Genomic DNA, 18,624 nt, shown 5'->3' with positions numbered 1-18,624 from the left:
CATCTGTATGTAAGATGTATGTCTTATACTCCGTACATCGTCGTGATTCGTTTCTTCACTTCATCATCATGAAACGTCTCATCGTGCATGATTAACTCCTTCTCAATGACAGCCGGAAGCTGCTCGCGAAACGGCGTCACCAAGTGCCTTTTCAATGTAATTAAAGAGTTTCTCGGTTTTTCTGCAAGCTCACGGGCCAATTCCTGCGCATAGTCTAGTACTTCCTGCCGAGGAAGCACCGGAAAAGGCACCCCTCTTTTCTCCAGGTCACCGCCGCGGTAGTGGCCGCCGTTTAACAGCATTTCATGGCCGAGGCTTGCCCCAAGCTTCTCCGGAACGATAAAGGTAGCGCCCATTCCGGGGGTGAAACCGTATTTCATAAAGTTTGCGGTATACACGCTTTCTTTGCTTAAAATGACAAAATCACTGAAAAGCCCCATGACAAACCCGCCTCCGATTCCGTGGCCCTGCATGGCGGAAATGACGGGAATATCACATTCCAGCGCCAAAGAGTACATGCGGTCTTCCGTAAACTTCGTGATGCCCTGCTGAATCCTGAGCAGGCCTTCCTGTGTGCCTCCGGAAGCAAAGTAATGGCCGTATCCTGTTAAAATCACAGCTTTATAGACTGACGATTTTTTTATACGGGTGAATGCTTCCATCAATCCATCCGTCAGTTCTTTGGAGAAGGCGTTTTTATGGGCTTTATCCTGCATTGTCACTTGGATAATATCCGGTTCAATTTCGAGCAGTTCAACTGCGGCGTTCGGCATGATATCCTCCTAACTGTTCTCCGTTTCCCAAGGAAGCCGCCCCGTTTCTGCATAACGGAAGATGGCTGATTGGTTATCCGGATCTGAAAACATCGCTTGATTTTCGGCTAGAGCAATGGATTTCGAACGATGAACAAGGTCGTTTAAGGAATCCATGTATTGTTTATAGCGGATGACTGCTTTTTTCGACAGAGGGCGAAGACGCAGCAAATGCTTTCTCAGCTCTGTTGCTGAGTCCGGGACGCATACGTCACAAAGTCCCCATTCAAGCGCCTGGCGTGCCGGCACGGGCTTTGTCATAATCGTCATATAATGCGCCTTTTGAAATCCGATTCTTTGAATTAAAAACGGCAGAACGCAGGCCGGATAAAGTCCGAATAACAGTTCAGATAAACTGAACGAAGCATTCTCCTCTGCAATGACGATATCGCACGCGGCGGCAAAACCGACACCTCCCGCATTTACTTGTCCGCGGACGCGAGCGATTGTGATGTACGGCCCGGATTTTAATGCCAGCCACAAACGGTAAAGCGGCTCCTGCGATTCCGCATGCTGCATTCCCTGCCTCATTTTCCGGTACATCTCATCAAAATCCGCCCCGAAACAAAATACCTCCGGCTGCCCTTCAAGCACTACGGAGGTCACGGAGTCTTCACATTCAGAAAGAATATGCAGGCATTCCTCCACTAAACGCTCATTAATCGTATTGTTGGCTTCAGGCCGATCAAAGGTGATGAAGCAGACATTTTGCTGAAAACGGACGTTTATCGTTTCATAGGTCACGATATCCACCTGTATTTCCGATGAAATTCCGTGATTTCTTCCAAATATAAACGAGGGCTCCCGGCATGATGGTCTAAAATGTTCGGAATCATATTCATATCCAATTTGACATTCCGGGTTCCGAACTTCACCAGACCGCTGCCTTTAAACAGTTCTTCATACTCTTCCATGGACAGCCTGTATCTGTTGTTCAGATGCTCTTCTATATTGAAAGAATGCTGCCGCGCTTGCCCTTCAGGCGTCACAACGCCGCTGTAAAATTCTGAACAGCATCCGGAGCCGTAGGAGAAACAGCCGATCCGCTTAGAAGTGTCGAATCCCCCTTGGTCAATCGTGCTTGCAAGAGCCAGTAAAGAGGCTGCTCCCATAATATTTCCGACTCTTTGGCAATAGCGGAGCCCCGGCTCTACTCTGGTTTGAAAATCCTGTTCGATTTCAGCGTTTTTCGCTTTTGCAAGCTTGCGCATCATCGTCCGGTGGGCCCCTTTGACCATGCCGCCAAACGGTGTATGGAAGGCAAGATAGTGAAACGTCTCTTTGTAGTCAGCGCCCGGCACACGGTTTTTGTACTCGCGAAATGTCTGTTCACAGCAATCGAGGTAAGACATCAATGACAAATCGGCGTCACCGGCTTCACTGTCCGGGATCGGACGGCATGTATCCATCACCTCATAGCCGTAGTAGCCGTTAGCGCCCGCATCCGCCTGAAATACAATTGGATTTTCACCGATCAATAAGGCGACGGCACCCGCTCCGGCGCTCGGTTCTGCGTAAGACCAATCCTCGCTTAACGCATCGCCGCCTTCGGCAATTAAAAACCGGGAAATATCCGTCGCGACGACAAGCGCCTTCGCTCCGGGGGATGTCTGCGACAAAATAAAGTTAAGCGCCATCTGCAAACCCGCCGTTCCTGAATAACAGGCTTGTTTCAGTTCAAATAAACGGCAGTTCCGGTTGAGGCCTAAGTAATCATGAATATATGTACTGAGTGATTTTCCGAAGTCGATGCCGGACTCCGAGCAGGTAATCAGCAGCTCGATTCTGTCTTTTTCAGCCTCTGTCAATCGGTCGATAATCGGCTTTGCCGCGTTAACGCCGAATGTAACGGGGTCTTCGTACGGAAGCGCCACCGCTTTTTCTTTCATCAGTAAATTCTCAAATCTGGCAGGGTCTAAGTTTCTGTACTCCGCCAGCTGCATGACATCAAGGTATGCTGTCCCGCCAAACACATTTATCGCTTCTATTCCGGCAGCCGCCATGAACTTCGCCTCCAATATGAATTTTGAGTTTCCGATTTCACCGTTTTATCAGACAGCCTGTACCTTTTCATAAAGCTTTTCCGCCAATTCGCCGATGTTTGACACTCCCGTCAGCTCAACACGCGGGATCTGCAGTGATAATTCTTCAAGCATCATCGTGATAATTTCGGCGCGGTCCACTGAATCCGCCCCCAGATCAACTAACCGGTCTTCCTGTGAAAGCTGTTCGCCTTCTAAATCAGGTAAAACCTCGTAGATTGTGTTCTGCAGCAATTCAAAGATTCTTTCTTTACTCATTGTCAGTTCCTCCCTGTTTCATCTTTTATGAATATTCCATGTTTTCAATCTATCATTTCGTCTTGTCAACACGTTTGCAAAAATGAACCTAACTTCTGATTCAAAAGCGTGGCCGTCTCTTCCATAAGCCGCATGCCGATACCATCGGCATGGCGGTTTTTCCAAGACTCCAGCTCCGTACCTTTCACCCATTGATTAAAGGCGCCTAATGCCGGGCCGCAATGAATCTGGAAGTCTACCTTGGCATCCGGGTCTCCTTTAATCGCCGAAGCAGAGCTTTGCCTGAAATACCATTTGAATATGAGCGCCATTTTCTGTTTCGGATTCCGTTCGGCTTTTGAAATGTCTTCATTCGAATAATGAGCCTTCACTTTGTCATAAATACTGCTTACACTTGCCTTAAAATACTTCTCTTCTATTTGTCTGAGTGTCTTTTCATCAATTTCTTCAATTGAGCGGTGACGCTGATACAGTTCATGCAGCTTAGAGGCGCGGGTCGGAAAGAACAGCCCTTTCTTTAATACCTGCACCTTGCTGCCTGATTCAAACATATCGCCGGCCGGCGCGTAGGCCGTGTCCTGTACATTCATCTGCTGCAGGAGGTCCTTTACGAGGCCGCTCGTCGCTGCCTCAACGGTGCATTGGTTAATAGATCCGGTCACAATAAAATCAGCGCCGAGCATAAATGCTGCCATGGCAGCCTCGGGCGTTCCGATTCCCCCTGCGGCTCCGATGCGGACGGTTTTGCCGTATCGGTATTTTTTCATCATGTCATCTCGTAAACGGATGATCGCCGGCATGAGACTGTAAGCAACTCCGCCGTCAGTGTGGCCGCCTGAATCAGCCTCTACGCAGATGTCATGCGCAACGGGTATTTCTCTCATCAGACTTGCTTCTTCAGCGGTAATTTTGTTTTCGGCTGCAAGTTTCTGCAGAATGTGATCAGGCGCCGGGCTGAGAAACGCTTCCGCTACTTCCGGACGGGACAGCTTGGCGATAATCCGCTGACGCGCTATTATTTGCCCGCCGGCACCGCGTTTTAACCCCTTAGCGCGAAACCTTACTAAAGCGGGAGTAACCGTTAAAAACGCTGATGCTTCCAAGTTCTGAACCCCATGCTTCAGTAAAAGATCAATCATTTTTTCCTCTGAATCTGTATGCTTCATGTTATGTACAACATTTATGCCGAAGGAACCGCCGTCACGAAGCTCATGCTGAATTGACAAAATGGCGTCCTCAACGTGCGCGATGTTCAAACCGCCCGTTCCGAAAAAGCCCATCATTCCTTTTTCAGCCAGTTTGACAACCATTTCCTTCGAAGAAATTCCGCGGTACATGCCGCCGGCCAAGTAGGCGTATTTCAATTGATAATCGCGCTTAAACTCTTCATTTCCTAAAGACGCCGCCGTAATTGAGCTTTTTCCAGCCTCAGCCGGGACTTTGATTTCATCTGTTATCGGCTCCGCTTCAGCCGTAATTCTTTGTATCAGCCCCGTCAGCACTTTTCCGGGGCCGATTTCCTCAAAGCTCATGTTCTTTCTTCCCATTAAGAAACGGATGCTGTCTGTCCAGTTCACCGATCCCGTTATTTGTCCGGTGAGTGTCTCTTTCAGCTCTCTTTGCTCATAGGGTCTTGCCGTCACATTTGAAATGACCGGGATGGACAGCGGCTTAAAATGGAAAGATTCAATAAACCGTGAAAACTCTTCCTTCGCTTCCAGCATGTATCTGGAATGAAAGGCGCCGCTGACATTTAAGCGGTGAACCATTTTTACGCCGTTTACGGCTTCAAAAACGGATGCTGCTTTTTCAATATCTTCTTTATATCCGGAAATGACAATTTGCTGCGGTGTGTTCATGTTGGCGATATCAATCATATCCAAGTGATTTTCTCTTAAAACATCCGTCACCTGCTCATGAGTCAGGCCGATCACCGCTGCCATGCCGCCTCCTTTTGCGCGGCTCATCAGTTCGCCCCTTTTTTTGACCAACTGTAAGCCTTCTTCAAAATCAAAGGCGCCCGAAGCGTATAACGCGTTATATTCGCCCAAACTGTGTCCGGCGGTAAAATCCGGTTTCAAGCCGGTTTCTTCTGTTTTTTTCAAATAACTGAGGGCATTGACGACATAGAGCGCCGGCTGAGTGAATTGAGTCTGATTGAGACGTTCTCCGTCCCGGCACAGCTCCTGAATGGAATATCCGAGAATGTGATCGGCCTTTGCGGTTAATTCAGGATAGCGGCCGAACAGGTCCTCTCCCATCCCTATTCTTTGCGAGCCTTGGCCTGGAAAAACAAAGCTGATCATCTTACAGTCTCCTTCCGGGCGGTGATAAAATGCTGTCTTCTATTTGCTGCAAATGTGTTTGTTCTTTATGAAACGGCGTCATAATGGCACGGATGCGTTCAGCCGATCCTGCAGGAAGAATCTGTTTGGCAAATGCTGCCAATGTTCCGGAAGGCCCGGCATCAATATACAATCCTTTTTGGCGGCTGTCTGCGAATTGAAGCGCTTCGCGGAATCGAATCGGCTTTCTTACGATATCCCAGAAAAAGTCCGCTTGTATATCGGTCTCAGCCCCTCCGGTCGCACTGGAGATGTACGGTATAAACGGAGTCCGGATTGATTTCTGAGCTAAAAAGCGCTTGTACGGCTGTTCCGCCTGATCAACCAGCGCTGAGTGAAACCCGTAAGATACCGGCAATAGCTGATGAGGAATCTGCTTTTTTCTCAGATCGTCCATGATCTTTTTGATATGTTCCCGCTCTCCCGAGATGACAAAGTGAGAATGATAGTTTACAGATGCCAATTCACTATGTTCGCCGAGCAGCGGATCATCTTGATATAAAGCCGGATCACCCAGTATCGCAAGCATGCTGCCGTTACGGCAAGTTTCCGTAACGATTCGGGCCTGTTCCAGCACGCAATCTAAAGCATCCTCGGCGCTCAGCACGCCCGACACAGCGGCCGCTGCATACTCTCCGAGGCTTGCTCCGATCACATAATCGGGACGTATGCCTCTTTGCTCCAAAGCATATGCAAGTGCGTACTCAGCCATGAAAATGGCAGGATGGCTGAAAAGAAGGCGGTCAAATGGATCAGACAGACGATTGCCTGTATGATACATCTCTTTTAGGACAGAGTAACCGTAACGGCTGACTGCAAAATCGTCCAAGTCAAGCATTTTCTGCCGAAAAGCGGCGTTATGTGCAAACAGCTCTTTCCCCATTTGATAGTATTGGGAACCCTGTCCAGAAAACATGAAAACAATTGGCTGGTTCATTTGTTCTCCTTTTCGCTCTTTATTTTTTCAAAATATTGATTTGTGAGTTTTTCGTGATGTCGTGTGCAGGTGAAGTGGTCGTGATGTTGTATGGCTGGCACTATTGTGTGAGATAAGAATTTTGACTTGCATTCCGCTACATGGCGGGTGAAGCTTCAGTTTCTTTTTTGATGCGGTGAATAAGTCCTGTCAGCACATGGCCCGGGCCGACTTCTTCAAATTCCATCCGCCCTTTGTCCAGCAGATAGCGGATGCTGTCGTTCCATCGCACTGAATGGTCGATCTGATCGGCCAGAACGGAGTGGATTCCGTCTTGCTCATAAGGTCTGGCATGAACATTAGAAATGACAGGAATTGATATAGCAGAAAAATGAAATGACTGTAAAAATTTTTCGAACTCTTGTTTTGCTTCACTCATATATCTCGAGTGAAAAGCGCCGCTTACGTTTAACGGATGAAACATCGTAACGTCTTTTAATCCTTCGAATACGCTTTTGGCTCTTTCAATGTCTTCTTTGCGTCCGGATATGACAACTTGGTAAGGAGAATTCATATTGGCAATATCAATCGTATGTAATCCGTGCGTTTGAAGGGCGTCTGACACTTGAGCTGCAGTTAACCCCATAACAGCGGCCATTTTTCCGTCAGTGGCCATACTCATTAATTCGCCTCTTTTACGGACAAGCTGCAGACCGGTAATAAAATCAAAAGCACCTGCTGCAAACAGTGCATTATATTCTCCCAAACTGTGGCCGGCCACATAATCCGGCTTTATGTCATTGTCTTGGATTTTTTTCAAATAGCTTAACGCGTTTACAACATATAAAGCAGGCTGGGTGAACTGCGTCTTGTGAAGGTTGGAATACGGATTCTCAAGACAAAGCCGTTTCATAGAATATCCGAGTGTTTCATCAGCCTGCTCCGTTAAGTCTTTAAATTCTTCAAACAATGAGCTCCCCATTCCCTGCTTTTGAGAACCTTGTCCGGGGAATAAGTATGTGATCATTTTCTCAGCCATCCTTTCTCGGATTCAGATAAGAAGCATGTTCAAGTTGATAGTAACTTCACAAAAATACCATGTCAAGTTAATTTATCCTATGCGAACTCCTGAATAATGCCTATTTTTCCCTGTCGAAAGGCGGACTCAGGGCTTTCGGAACAGGCGTAAGCAGAATGTCCCATCCGGCCTGCCCGGCGTTCTCTTCCGCAAACTCCCGTTACTCAGCCATTCATCACCAGAAATCTAGTAATAACTTCCATTCCATTTCAGAAGTTCCTTGCCTCAAAAGAAAAGCTAGTTAGATAGAACTAAATTACACATTACTTAAAATGAAACAGCCCTTTTTGATTTTTTCTGTTGCGGAAATTCACAAAATGTTCTTTTTTTTCAATCTGAAAGTAAATATTGTTTTTCAAAAGACTCTCCATTTTTTGACCCGGCTTCTCCCCGAAGGAGTGCCCCGGATACACACGCACATGCGGCGGAATGGAGGCTTTGATCCTCTGTATACTGTGAAACATATCTTCAGCTGAGCTGCCCCTGTCCCCACATATACCGCACCCTTCTGTAAACACGGTGTCACCGGTAAAAAGATGATCAGATAGCAAATAGCACATTCCCCCGGCCGTATGTCCCGGGGTCAGTATACTTCTGATGATAAACCCTCCGGCCGCAAAGGTTTGGCCGTCTTCAAGCGCTATTAAGTTTCTGCACCGGAATTGATAGAAATCGATTTCCGCCGACGACATGTATATATCAGAATGATAGATTTGCTGAAGCGGCTCCGCCAAGTTTACATGGTCATAATGCGAATGTGTTAATAAAATAGCGGATAAATCAACATCCAATTCATGCAGTTTATCGGTTATTTTATCGATTTCCCAGGACGGGTCCACCGCTATCGCAGATTTTTTTGAGCGGTCTGCGATAATATAACAATAGTTGGACCACATCTGGTGATAAGTTTTGATTTGATGCACTTCATATGTATGATCCATTGTCACCATTCCCATTTAAAAGATCCGGGCAGACTGCTGCCGCCGCCCAGCCGACTGTAACCACTTTACCAGATGACACCACGTTTTTCCATGGATTTTCCGGTAAAGTTAAAAAAACTTTCTGCTCCCGCCAAAAGCACCAGTCTGGACCTTTTTTACAAATTGCTATGCTGATATATAAGTAAATCAGAATATTAATTTAGATGAATTCTTTAGGTAATTTTATTCAGAAAATGAAGGATGAATATGGGTTTCGGATAAAAAGAAAACAAATTGAGCTTTTGTTTTGAAAAGCAATTGCCGAAGCGGCCGAAGGGGATAATCAGTTTTTAGAAATGACCCGCAATCAAGACTATTATTTCAATCCTTTTCTTCAAGATAAACTAAACCATACGGGCTCTCGAAATATATCAGAATACCTTAGTTCTTACACCGAATTCAACGTTATGTTGACATTAACATAATTGAACTTAGAAAAGTACGGCGTAATTTACACTCTTTTCAAATCAGCCCTAGCTGCAACAATTCACGAAAGCGTCGCGCAGCTTTTTACTGTGCAAAAACAAAACTAACATAAAATCATTAAGTGTAAAAAGTAAATATTAATCATTAGACAATAGACTATGTTATATGGGTCGGAGTTTACTTCTCAAGGTAAATTGCCCTGGGATGCAATACCTGCTAAAGCTGCCTATGGGTAGAATCGGCGTTTTGAAATAATTCTTAATACGATCGACAATTTTACTGGTGCAGTGGAAGATGCGTGCTATGCGGGTGCTCTAAAAGAACTGGCAACCCAACAGCCGCTTGGTGGATTACTAAAACTCTTAGGCTTTTCATTTAAACGGGGCTATTGTTGGTGTTTAACAAATTTATCCTGTGTTAAGCTTTAAAGTGATTATTTTCTAACGTGTTAAGATCGGAGGTAACTATGGAAGATAAAAGTAACGCTGAACCGAGCCCAAAAGCTATAAGAATTCTAACTTACATCATTCCTATAGTTTTAATAGGACTTATCCTTGTTCTTAAGAATATTAATACCGCAACAGCAGAAATTTCATTTTATATCGTTGCTGTCGGTGTGGTTCTCTTAGTGGTTTTCAGTTTGATCAAAAATAGAAAAAACCGCAGGAAGAACTAAATGTAAGGGGGGCTAATTACTAGTCCCCCTTGACTAACTTGCGGATAGTATAACCCGCCAAATTCCAATTTTATTTAAATTCTTCACAAATAACATGAGATTTTTCAGGAACCGTTTTCTCCAATTATTTCACTATTAATGCAGTCAATGGACGATATAGACGGTTACACCAATCACAGGATACTACATCGCCAATCCCAAATACTCTCCAAAAACAATTTTTATATGACGGAAAAGCAGCTGGATGTTAAACAAATCATTTTCATGATTGACGGCATACCGATGCACCAATTATGCCAGAAATTAAAAAACTCAAAAGTTATCTCTGAAAGGCTGGGTCATTCAAACTAGTAAGGCTGCTTGTGGGCAAATAACGGTTTAGTCTCACATAAACGTTGTTATTACATCACACGTTTAAACATCTTCTCCATCTCATACGTACTGTGGTGGATAATGATCGGCCGGCCGTGCGGGCATGTGAACGGGTCTGTCGTTCGGCGCAGGTCGTCCAAGAGCGCTTTGATTTCGTCGTTTCGCAAATGGCGGTTCGCTTTGATTGAGCCTTTGCAGCTCATCATAATGGCCGCTTCCTCCCGCAGTTTTTTAATATCGATCTGTTTGGCGTCAAGCACCTGCTGAATGATTTCTTCAATCAGTTCAGCTTCTTCCCCTTTTGGAAACCAGGCCGGATGGCAGCGGACGATGTAGCTGTTCGTGCCGAATGCTTCTAAAAATACTCCGACGCTTTCAAGCTCATGCTGATGCTGGTCAATAATCAGCGCTTCATTTGCCGCGTAATGAAAGGTGAGCGGCACGATCATATCCTGCACTTCAGGCTCGACCTGCCCGACTTTCTCCCGGAAATATTCGTATTTAATCCGTTCTTGGGCCGCATGCTGGTCAATGATATACAAGCCGTTTTCGTTTTGGGCTAAAATATATGTCCCGTGCATTTGGCCGATCGGATACATCACCGGAACTCTTTCTTCACGTATTTCTTCAGCGACAGCTTCCGGTTCCGGAGTATCGGAAACAGGCGCTGCCGTTTCGGGCATACCGATCTTCGGCGGCACATCGTGATCCGCTTCATTCGGGAGGATCTCTTCTTCTATTATTACCGGCTCAGGCTCTTTTACGACCGAACTCAGCTTCATTGGTGAGTAAGACGGCTCCGGCGTTTTTTCAGGAAGTTTCCGCTCAGGCGCGCTTTCCTCGAATGTCATAAATTGCTGTTCGTTTTTGGCCGGTGCCGGCGCTGATTTTTTCGGGAGCTGGGCGCTCGGAATAAGCCGCTGCTTTTGAAACACTTCCTTTATCCCGTCACGGATCAGCTCATGCAGCTCCGTCTCTTTGCTGAGGCGGACTTCAAGCTTCGACGGATGAACATTGACATCAACCAAAATCGGGTCCATCGTAATTTCGATAAACGTAATCGGATGGCGGCCGATCGGCAGAAGTGTGTGATAGCCCTCATGCACCGCTTTTACAAGCGGGAAATTCTTAATGTATCTTCCGTTAATGACAGATGACATGTAGTTTCTGGATGCACGCGTGATTTCCGGAAGCGCAATGTAGCCCTTGACTTCAAAATCAAGCGAGCTGACATGGAGCGGTATCATTTTTTTCGCAACCGCCGTCCCGTAAATTGCGGCCAGCACATGGCGCACGTCCCCGTTACCGTTTGTCTGCAGCAGATTTTTCCCCTGATGGCGGAGACGGATGGATACTTCCGGATGCGCAAGAGCGATCCGGTTGACAACATCCGTAATATTGCCGAGCTCCGTATGCACGGTTTTCATATATTTCAATCTGGCGGGTGTATTGAAAAACAGGTTGGTAACGATAATCTCCGTTCCTTTTCTGCTGGAGGATTTCTGTTCAGAAATGATATTCCCGCCCTGAAGAATGAGATGGGTGCCCGCTCCCTCGCCGATGCTCGTTTTGATTTCCAGATGAGAAACAGACGCGATACTTGGCAAAGCTTCTCCGCGGAAACCGAGTGTTCTCACCCGGAACAGGTCGTTTTCATCTTTGATTTTACTGGTCGCGTGGCGGCGGAAAGCCCGCTTGCAATCATCGGTTTCCATCCCTTCGCCGTTATCGAGCACCCGAATCGACGAAAGCCCCGCTTCCTCTATGTCGATTTCAATGACTGTGCTGTTTGCGTCGATGGCGTTTTCCACCAATTCTTTAACGACTGAGGCAGGCCGTTCGACCACCTCGCCGGCCGCTATTTTATTTGAAAGTTCATCTGACAGCTGGATGACTTTTGCCAAGTCCGTCACCTCTTTCTATTTTAATTTTTTTTGCAGCTTGTACATTTCGTTCATCGCTTCAAGCGGCGTCATATCGAGAATATTGATTGACTTAAAGGCTTCAAGCACTTGTTTTTCTTTATTAGAAACAGCCGGTGCCTTCTGTTCTTTTTCACCGTCAGCAAAAAAGGACAGCTGTGCCGGTTCTTCTCTGACGGCGGACTTTTTCTCAGATACCGCCGGAAGCTCCGGCTTATCTCCCGTCTGCTCAAGCTGTTTCAAAATCTCCTGCGCGCGGCTGATCAGATCGTCCGGGAGCTCGGCAAGCTGGGCGACATGAATGCCGTAACTTTTATCTGCGGCTCCTTCTTTGATTTGATGGAGAAACACGACCGTTCCGTTATATTCCTCTGCGCGCACATGAACGTTTTTCAGCTGAGGAAGCTTATCTTCAAGCACCGTCAGCTCATGATAATGCGTGCTGAACAGTGTTTTAGCGCCGATATGATCATGGACATACTCAATAATCGCCTGTGCCAGCGCCATTCCGTCGTACGTTGATGTCCCGCGGCCGATTTCATCAAACAGGATCAGGCTGTCTTTTGTGGCGTTCACAATCGCGTTTTTCGCTTCCAGCATTTCCACCATAAAGGTGCTTTGTCCGGAAATCAAATCATCCGCTGCCCCGATTCTCGTGAAGATTTGATCAAAAATCGGCAGAACCGCTTCTTTTGCGGGCACAAAACAGCCGATCTGAGCCATGATCGATAGAAGTGCGATCTGTCTCATATACGTGCTTTTACCTGACATATTCGGACCCGTAATCAGGAGCATTTCCCGCGAATCGCCCATCAGGCAGTTGTTCGGCACGTATTCTTGACTGTCCATCACCTTTTCAACGACGGGGTGTCTCCCTTCAATGACTTTTACTTCATTATCAGAAAAGACGGGCTTTGTGTAATGCCTGTTTTCACTGATCGTAGCAAAGCATTGCAGTGCGTCCAGCTCACTCATTTGTTTGGCAAGACGCTGCAAGCGCGGAATAAATTGTTTCACCTTTTCACGCAGTCCGGCAAAAAGCTCATATTCCAGCTCGCAGATGTTGTTTTCCGCTTCTAAAATAAGCGCTTCTTTTTCCTTCAATTCCGGCGTAATGTACCGTTCGGCGTTTGTGAGGGTCTGTTTCCGCTCATACCGTCCGTCTTCAAGCAGATGAAGGTTTGCTTTTGTGACTTCAATATAATAGCCGAACACTTTATTGAAACCGACCTTTAATGAACGGATGCCCGTATAAGCGCGTTCCTGCTGCTCCAGTCTGGCAATCCAGTCTTTACCGTTTTTGCTGGCGTCACGGTACTCATCGAGCTTCTGATGATAGCCGTCTTTAATTAAATTGCCTTCTTTTAACGATAACGGCGGGTTTTCATGAAGGGCTTCTTCTAACAGGTCAAGCAAATCTCCGCACGGATCAATCAAGCCGGCGCGTTCTTTTGCTTTTTTATGGTTAAGAGACCCTACAAGCTCTTTGATGCTCGGCACTTGTTTTAAAGATTCTTTCAGCTGGATTAAATCCCTTGCGTTGACGTTTCCGAATGCGACCCGGCCCGCCAGACGTTCTAAATCGTATACTTCCTTCAGGCGCTCTCGCAGATCTTCACGCTCAAACAGATGATTGATCAGCGTCTCGACCATTTCCTGGCGTTCCTCGATTTGGGATGCCCTGATCAGCGGGCGGTCAATCCATTGTTTGAGAAGCCGGCCGCCCATCGCTGTTTTCGTCTCGTCTAAAAGCCAAAGCAATGACCCTTTTTTGCTTTTCGAACGGATCGTTTCCGTCAGCTCAAGATTCCGTTTTGAATACAGGTCAATTTTCATCGCTTCTTCCAATTCATATACTTGAACCGGCTGCAGGTGATCCAGACTCCGTTTTTGCGTTTTCTGCAAATACGTATATAAACGCATAAACGTCTCTGTCAGCTCTTCGCCCGGCAAGTGCTTTGCGATTTCAATGCGTTCTGTTATTTCCCCGTCTTCGATGGAAATCGTGGCGCCGCACCGTTCTTTCAGCTGAGCAGCTGTATGTTCGTTAAACTTGCTCGATACGACAATTTCCTTTGCGCCGACTGAGTAAATTTCTGACATGACATCTTCAATCCGCTCAATAAATACGGCCAGGTTTTCTCCGGTCGTTAAGTCCGATAAAGCGAGACCGTATCCGTCACGGAATTCGGAAACGGAAGCGATAAAGTTGTTTTCCGATTCATGAATGCCTTTTCCATCCATCACGGTTCCCGGTGTGATCAGCTGGACGACTTCTCTTTTTACAACGCCTTTAGCCGCCTTCGGATCTTCCGTCTGCTCACAGATCGCCACTTTATAGCCCTTTTTAATCAGCTGTTCAATATAAGCCGCCGCGGAATGATACGGCACGCCGCACATCGGAATTTTATCAGCCGAACCTCCGTCTCTGCTTGTCAGTGTAATTTCAAGCTCTTGTGACGCTTTTTTTGCATCTTCAAAAAACATTTCATAAAAGTCACCAAGCCGAAAAAATAAAAAGGCATCTTGGTGCTCTGCCTTTATCTTCAAGTATTGCTGTATCATAGGCGTGTAACTAGCCATCATTTAATCCCTCACTATGTATCTTCTCTTATCCGAATCCCATTATAACATAAACAAAAGAGTGATATCTTTATATATAAAAAAGAGACTTGGGGTGTTAAACTCCCCTAGCCTCAACTTATTCTTCAGGATCTCCGACTAAAAATTCAGGGTTAATGTCCTCTAATTCTTCATCAAGATCGTCTTCCCAATCATCATCATCGTCTTCTTCCCAGTCAGGATTGACTTCGACGACGACTTTCGTTTCACCGACCACTTCTGCTAAAAATTCTCTCTCTGCCTGAACCACGATTTTATTTCCGTTAGGAGAAATGGTGACTTCAAGACAATTCGGCTGCTGCAGCACTTTGGCAATGACTTCGTGTTCGTCATCTAAGTAATTTGTGTCTCTGTATCTGAGTTTAATCACATCGACATACTTTACTCTCTCGGTTACAACTTCCGTTTTTGTATTATCGGCGTAAGAGTACCAGACGTTTATATCATAATACCCTTCAATTTCTACAGTCTTCCCGATCTTTTCGGCATCGTACTTGTGGTTGATAATCCAGCCGCCCAATATACTTGACGGTTTTTCTCCAGGTGAGATCGTGTTGGTGCATTGGGTGAATTTTCTTCCTTTCGCAACTACCGCTTTCGTAATAATTTCCCTGTATTCAGACATTCCGGCAGGCCTCCTTGTTCTTCTTCGTGTTATCTTATGCTGGGCATTTGTCTCATGTGCATTTTTATAATAAAAATATAAAAATACAAAGTTTCTGTTTCATTGTATGCAGCCCTGCCCAGAAACTTTACTTTTAAGTATGATAAAACTTTCCAGTAAAATGGGGCAAAACGATAAGACGATGAAAATTTAGTACATATTACAATTAGTTCTCAAATAATAAAAAAAACACGGGCCGATGAAGGCCCCGTGTTTAAATAGAACAGCTGTTATTCGAATGTTTTACTTTTGAACCGGTTTCTCCCGTCAGCAGGTTGCCTCCGGTAGATGTAATGATTTCGTTTGTCACCTGATTTGAGATCGTATGTGCGACAAGCTGAAGAAGGTCATTGACCTCAATCTGGGAATCTCTGAATTCCTGAATGATCGGAATCCCTTCAAGCTCTTCCTGCAGGGCGTCAATTTTACTTTCCACTTGTTTCAGCGCTTCAAGCTTTTCGTAGTGCTTCAGGTTAACGGCTTGCTTTTGCAGGGTTTTAATCTGATTAATAATCGCAGAGACTTTTTCATTTTCGTTAATCTGCGCCTCGGCGCGTTTGAAAAAATCAACTTCTTCTGTTTCAGAAATCATTTTCGCAAGGTTCCTAGCCTGCTGTACAATGTCTTTCTTTGAGTAAAGCGTCATTATTATTTCACCTCGATTGCTTCTCCTGCCATCACACCGTCAAGCGACCATGTTTTCGCCTGTTCGATTTTGACGCGTACAATCTTGCCGATGGCGTCTTTCGGCCCTTTGAAGTTGACGAGCTTGCTTTTTTCCGTATAGCCGGCAAGAATGTCAGGGTTATTTTTGCTTTCTCCCTCAACTAATACTTCGACGGTCCTGCCTTCATATTCCTTCATTTTTTTGGCTGAAATTTCTTTCACCAAATCATTGAGGCGCTGAAGACGTTCTTTCTTGACCCTCATCGGAACATTGTCTTTCATCTTCGCTGCCGGCGTGCCTTCACGAGGAGAGTAAATAAACGTATATGCGCTGTCAAATTCCACTTCGCGATATAACGAAAGCGTTTCTTCAAATTGTTCATCGGTTTCATTCGGAAAACCGACAATAATATCAGTCGTCAGTGAAGCGTTCGGCATCGCCGCTTTAATTTTTCCGACAAGCTCCAGATAGCGTTCTCTATCATATTTGCGCGCCATCATTTTTAACATCGCTGAGCTTCCTGATTGAACCGGGAGATGGATATGGTCAAGAAGGTTGCCGCCTTTGGCGAGCACTTCGATCAGATGATCATCAAAGTCACGCGGATGACTCGTCGTGAATCGGATTCTCGGAATATCAATTTTACGCAGTTCGTCCATTAAATCACCGAGACCGTACGTCATATCCTCAAAATCTTTTCCGTACGCATTCACGTTTTGACCGAGCAGTGTGATTTCTTTATAGCCTTCGCTTGCAAGTCTTCTGACTTCCTGGATAATTTCCTCAGGACGGCGGCTTCGTTCTTTTCCGCGGGTATACGGTACGATGCAGTATGTGCAGAACTTGTCACAGCCGTACATAATGTTGACCCAGCCTTTAATTTTCCCGTTGCGGACTTTCGGAAGGTTTTCAATGACATCCCCTTCCTTCGACCACACTTCAATGACCATCTCTTTTGATAAATATGCCTCTGATAACAGTTCCGGCAGACGGTGAATGTTGTGCGTGCCGAAAATCATATCGACAAACGGGTGCTTCTTAAGGATGCGGTTTACGACTGATTCTTCCTGTGACATGCAGCCGCAGACGCCGAGAATCAAGTCCGGGTTATTTTTTTTGAGCGCCTTTAAATGGCCGAGCTCGCCGAACACTTTGTTTTCAGCATTTTCCCGGATAGCGCAAGTGTTTAATAAAATAACGTTCGCGTCATCAACCGAATTTGTCGCTTCATAACCGAGCGCCATAAAAATACCCGCCATGACTTCCGTATCATGCTCGTTCATTTGGCATCCGTACGTGCGGATATAAAATTTCCTGCCTTCACCGAGGCCTTTAAATTCTTCTGAGATTTTAAAATCGTTATGATATTGAACGGATTCTTTGCCCCGTTTTTTCGCATCTTTTAAAGAAGGCGGAATATATACGGCTTCAAAATACTTGCTGTAATCCTTTTCGGATGTTTTGTCCGCTGGATTCACTTGTCCGCTTTCCTGCTTTTGCTTTTCATTCATGTTCGAATGTCTCCTTTCAACCGAAACTTCCACCCTCAAGTATACTGGTTAAAAGCGTTTGGCACAACCGCCAGCCTATTATTGTACACCTTATTGAGAATAAGAATCAATAAGAAATAAAAAAGAGGGAATCATTTCCCCCTTACACAAGCTGAAACTCTTTTGCGGCTGAACGGATTACTTCCAGGGCCCGGTCAAGCTCCTCTTTTGTATGCTCCGCCGTAATAATGGTGCGGATTCTCGCTTTTCCTTGGGCGACCGTCGGATACACGATGCTTTGTGCAAAGACGCCGCGGGTCAATAAAAGGTCTGATAATGCCTGGGCTTTTTCTTCCTCCCCTATTAATATCGGCACGATCGGTGTTTCGCTTTTTGTGAGGGTCAGCCCCATTTGAACCAGTTTATCTTTGAAATACGCCGTGTTCTCCCACAGCTTTTCCATATGCTCAGGCTCTTCCAGCAGGACGTCAATGGCTTCTATGCATGCGGCCGTTACCGCAGGCGGATGAGAAGTGCTGAATAAGAAAGGGCGCCCTTTATGGCGCAGGTAATCGATCAGAACCTGCGACCCTGCGGCGTAACCGCCAAGCACTCCGATGGCTTTGCTTAATGTGCCCACCTGTATATGGACTCTTCCGTCAAGCCCGAAGTGATTAACCGTTCCCCTTCCATTTTTTCCGAGTACGCCGGAAGCATGCGCGTCGTCGACCATCACAAAGGCATCGTACGCCTCCGCAAGTTTGACGATGTCAGGCAAAGGAGCGATGTTGCCGTCCATTGAGAATACGCCGTCGGTGACGATCAGGCGCATGCGGTAATTCATTGATTTTTTCAGCACCCTTTCCAAATCGTCCATATCAACATGGCGGTACACCTTTTTATCTGCTTTCGTCAGCCTGATCCCGTCAATAATGGAAGCATGGTTCAGTTCGTCAGAGATCACGATATCTTCTTTTGTAAGAATGCTTGATAAGACGCCCTGATTCGTTGTGAACCCCGATTGAAAAACAAGTGCCGCTTCTGTTTTTTTAAAGTTTGCCAATTTTTTCTCCAGCTCATTGTGCATTGTGAATGTTCCGGCGATTGTCCGGACGGACCCCGTACCCGCTCCGAATTCTTCCGCGGCGCGTTTGGCCGCTTCGACAAGCCTTGGATGCGACGTCAAACCGAGATAATTGTTCGATGAAAGCTGTATCACGTTTTCCCCTTTGACTTCCACCGACGGACCCTGCTTCGTTTCAATTTGTTTCATTTGCTGCCACGTTTTATTTTCTTTCATTTTATCAAGCTCTGCTTTTAGAAATTCAAATTCTTTCATTATAGAACCCTCCCC

15 protein-coding genes are annotated in these 18,624 nt (G+C 45.9%); 1 reads left to right on the top strand and 14 read right to left on the bottom strand.

Features of this window, described 5'->3' with window-relative positions; genetic code table 11:
- Nucleotides 1–23: 23 nt before the first annotated feature.
- The 8 genes from NSQ37_RS14485 to NSQ37_RS14450 form a co-directional block, all read right to left on the bottom strand.
- A complete protein-coding gene (locus NSQ37_RS14485; RefSeq protein ID WP_003154094.1) occupies nucleotides 24–773 on the bottom strand; it encodes a polyketide synthase in 750 nt (249 codons plus the stop codon).
- A 9-nt stretch (nucleotides 774–782) separates the two neighbouring features.
- Complete coding sequence (locus NSQ37_RS14480) at nucleotides 783–1,556, bottom strand: enoyl-CoA hydratase/isomerase (RefSeq protein WP_015239888.1); 774 nt, start codon at nucleotides 1,554–1,556, stop codon at nucleotides 783–785.
- Nucleotides 1,553–2,815 carry a hydroxymethylglutaryl-CoA synthase family protein gene (locus tag NSQ37_RS14475; RefSeq protein WP_114354644.1) on the bottom strand — a complete coding sequence of 421 codons (1,263 nt, stop codon included), beginning with the start codon at nucleotides 2,813–2,815 and terminating at the stop codon, nucleotides 1,553–1,555. The genes NSQ37_RS14480 and NSQ37_RS14475 overlap by 4 nt, the downstream gene beginning before the upstream one ends.
- A 48-nt stretch (nucleotides 2,816–2,863) precedes the next feature.
- On the bottom strand, nucleotides 2,864–3,112 hold the full coding sequence (locus tag NSQ37_RS14470) for an acyl carrier protein (protein ID WP_012117592.1): 249 nt from the start codon (nucleotides 3,110–3,112) through the stop codon (nucleotides 2,864–2,866).
- A 65-nt stretch (nucleotides 3,113–3,177) separates the two neighbouring features.
- Nucleotides 3,178–5,418 carry an ACP S-malonyltransferase gene (gene fabD / locus NSQ37_RS14465; RefSeq protein WP_076424171.1) on the bottom strand — a complete coding sequence of 747 codons (2,241 nt, stop codon included), beginning with the start codon at nucleotides 5,416–5,418 and terminating at the stop codon, nucleotides 3,178–3,180.
- Nucleotide 5,419: 1 nt separating this feature from the next.
- Nucleotides 5,420–6,394: an acyltransferase domain-containing protein gene (locus NSQ37_RS14460; protein WP_122503911.1), complete on the bottom strand. Its 975-nt coding sequence runs from the start codon at nucleotides 6,392–6,394 to the stop codon at nucleotides 5,420–5,422.
- Between the two features lie 136 nt (nucleotides 6,395–6,530).
- Nucleotides 6,531–7,400 (bottom strand): ACP S-malonyltransferase, encoded by an 870-nt coding sequence (gene fabD, locus NSQ37_RS14455; RefSeq protein ID WP_025284752.1) that lies wholly within the window; start codon nucleotides 7,398–7,400, stop codon nucleotides 6,531–6,533.
- A 314-nt stretch (nucleotides 7,401–7,714) separates the two neighbouring features.
- Nucleotides 7,715–8,392 (bottom strand): MBL fold metallo-hydrolase, encoded by a 678-nt coding sequence (locus tag NSQ37_RS14450; RefSeq protein WP_012117588.1) that lies wholly within the window; start codon nucleotides 8,390–8,392, stop codon nucleotides 7,715–7,717.
- A 931-nt stretch (nucleotides 8,393–9,323) separates the two neighbouring features.
- Here NSQ37_RS14450 and NSQ37_RS14445 point away from each other — a divergent pair.
- The gene (locus NSQ37_RS14445; protein ID WP_060561674.1) at nucleotides 9,324–9,533 is read left to right on the top strand and encodes a hypothetical protein; all 210 of its coding nucleotides are present in this window, start codon (nucleotides 9,324–9,326) and stop codon (nucleotides 9,531–9,533) included.
- 401 nt (nucleotides 9,534–9,934) lie between these two features.
- On the opposite strand, the gene mutL is transcribed toward NSQ37_RS14445, so the two are convergent.
- The 6 genes from mutL to NSQ37_RS14415 form a co-directional block, all read right to left on the bottom strand.
- Nucleotides 9,935–11,809: a DNA mismatch repair endonuclease MutL gene (mutL, locus tag NSQ37_RS14440; protein WP_069007011.1), complete on the bottom strand. Its 1,875-nt coding sequence runs from the start codon at nucleotides 11,807–11,809 to the stop codon at nucleotides 9,935–9,937.
- 15 nt (nucleotides 11,810–11,824) lie between these two features.
- The gene (gene mutS, locus NSQ37_RS14435) at nucleotides 11,825–14,410 is read right to left on the bottom strand and encodes a DNA mismatch repair protein MutS (protein WP_007409829.1); all 2,586 of its coding nucleotides are present in this window, start codon (nucleotides 14,408–14,410) and stop codon (nucleotides 11,825–11,827) included.
- 118 nt (nucleotides 14,411–14,528) lie between these two features.
- Nucleotides 14,529–15,074, bottom strand: a complete 546-nt coding sequence (gene cotE, locus NSQ37_RS14430; RefSeq protein WP_003154111.1) for an outer spore coat protein CotE — start codon at nucleotides 15,072–15,074, stop codon at nucleotides 14,529–14,531.
- 253 nt (nucleotides 15,075–15,327) lie between these two features.
- Entirely contained in the window at nucleotides 15,328–15,759 is a 432-nt protein-coding gene (locus NSQ37_RS14425; RefSeq protein ID WP_003154113.1) for a RicAFT regulatory complex protein RicA family protein, read from the bottom strand.
- A 2-nt stretch (nucleotides 15,760–15,761) separates the two neighbouring features.
- A complete protein-coding gene (gene miaB, locus NSQ37_RS14420; protein WP_012117585.1) occupies nucleotides 15,762–17,291 on the bottom strand; it encodes a tRNA (N6-isopentenyl adenosine(37)-C2)-methylthiotransferase MiaB in 1,530 nt (509 codons plus the stop codon).
- Nucleotides 17,292–17,433: 142 nt separating this feature from the next.
- Nucleotides 17,434–18,612, bottom strand: a complete 1,179-nt coding sequence (locus NSQ37_RS14415) for a glycine C-acetyltransferase (protein WP_136396372.1) — start codon at nucleotides 18,610–18,612, stop codon at nucleotides 17,434–17,436.
- Nucleotides 18,613–18,624 lie beyond the last annotated feature (12 nt).

It is taken from the genome of Bacillus sp. FSL P4-0334 (assembly GCF_038004825.1).
Classification (GTDB): Bacteria; Bacillota; Bacilli; order Bacillales; family Bacillaceae; genus Bacillus; species Bacillus velezensis.
Note: the sequence above shows the minus strand (reverse complement) of the source record. Positions and strands in the feature narration are given on the sequence as shown.

Coding starts and splice junctions, on each gene's coding strand:
- mutS (WP_007409829.1), bottom strand. CDS start 14,410: ATGGCTAGTTACACGCCTATGATACAGCAATACTTGAAGATAAAGGCA.
- NSQ37_RS14485 (WP_003154094.1), bottom strand. CDS start 773: ATGCCGAACGCCGCAGTTGAACTGCTCGAAATTGAACCGGATATTATC.
- fabD (WP_025284752.1), bottom strand. CDS start 7,400: ATGATCACATACTTATTCCCCGGACAAGGTTCTCAAAAGCAGGGAATG.
- NSQ37_RS14425 (WP_003154113.1), bottom strand. CDS start 15,759: ATGACGCTTTACTCAAAGAAAGACATTGTACAGCAGGCTAGGAACCTT.
- miaB (WP_012117585.1), bottom strand. CDS start 17,291: ATGAATGAAAAGCAAAAGCAGGAAAGCGGACAAGTGAATCCAGCGGAC.
- NSQ37_RS14475 (WP_114354644.1), bottom strand. CDS start 2,815: ATGGCGGCTGCCGGAATAGAAGCGATAAATGTGTTTGGCGGGACAGCA.
- NSQ37_RS14450 (WP_012117588.1), bottom strand. CDS start 8,392: ATGGATCATACATATGAAGTGCATCAAATCAAAACTTATCACCAGATG.
- NSQ37_RS14470 (WP_012117592.1), bottom strand. CDS start 3,112: ATGAGTAAAGAAAGAATCTTTGAATTGCTGCAGAACACAATCTACGAG.
- fabD (WP_076424171.1), bottom strand. CDS start 5,418: ATGATCAGCTTTGTTTTTCCAGGCCAAGGCTCGCAAAGAATAGGGATG.
- NSQ37_RS14445 (WP_060561674.1), top strand. CDS start 9,324: ATGGAAGATAAAAGTAACGCTGAACCGAGCCCAAAAGCTATAAGAATT.
- NSQ37_RS14460 (WP_122503911.1), bottom strand. CDS start 6,394: ATGAACCAGCCAATTGTTTTCATGTTTTCTGGACAGGGTTCCCAATAC.
- cotE (WP_003154111.1), bottom strand. CDS start 15,074: ATGTCTGAATACAGGGAAATTATTACGAAAGCGGTAGTTGCGAAAGGA.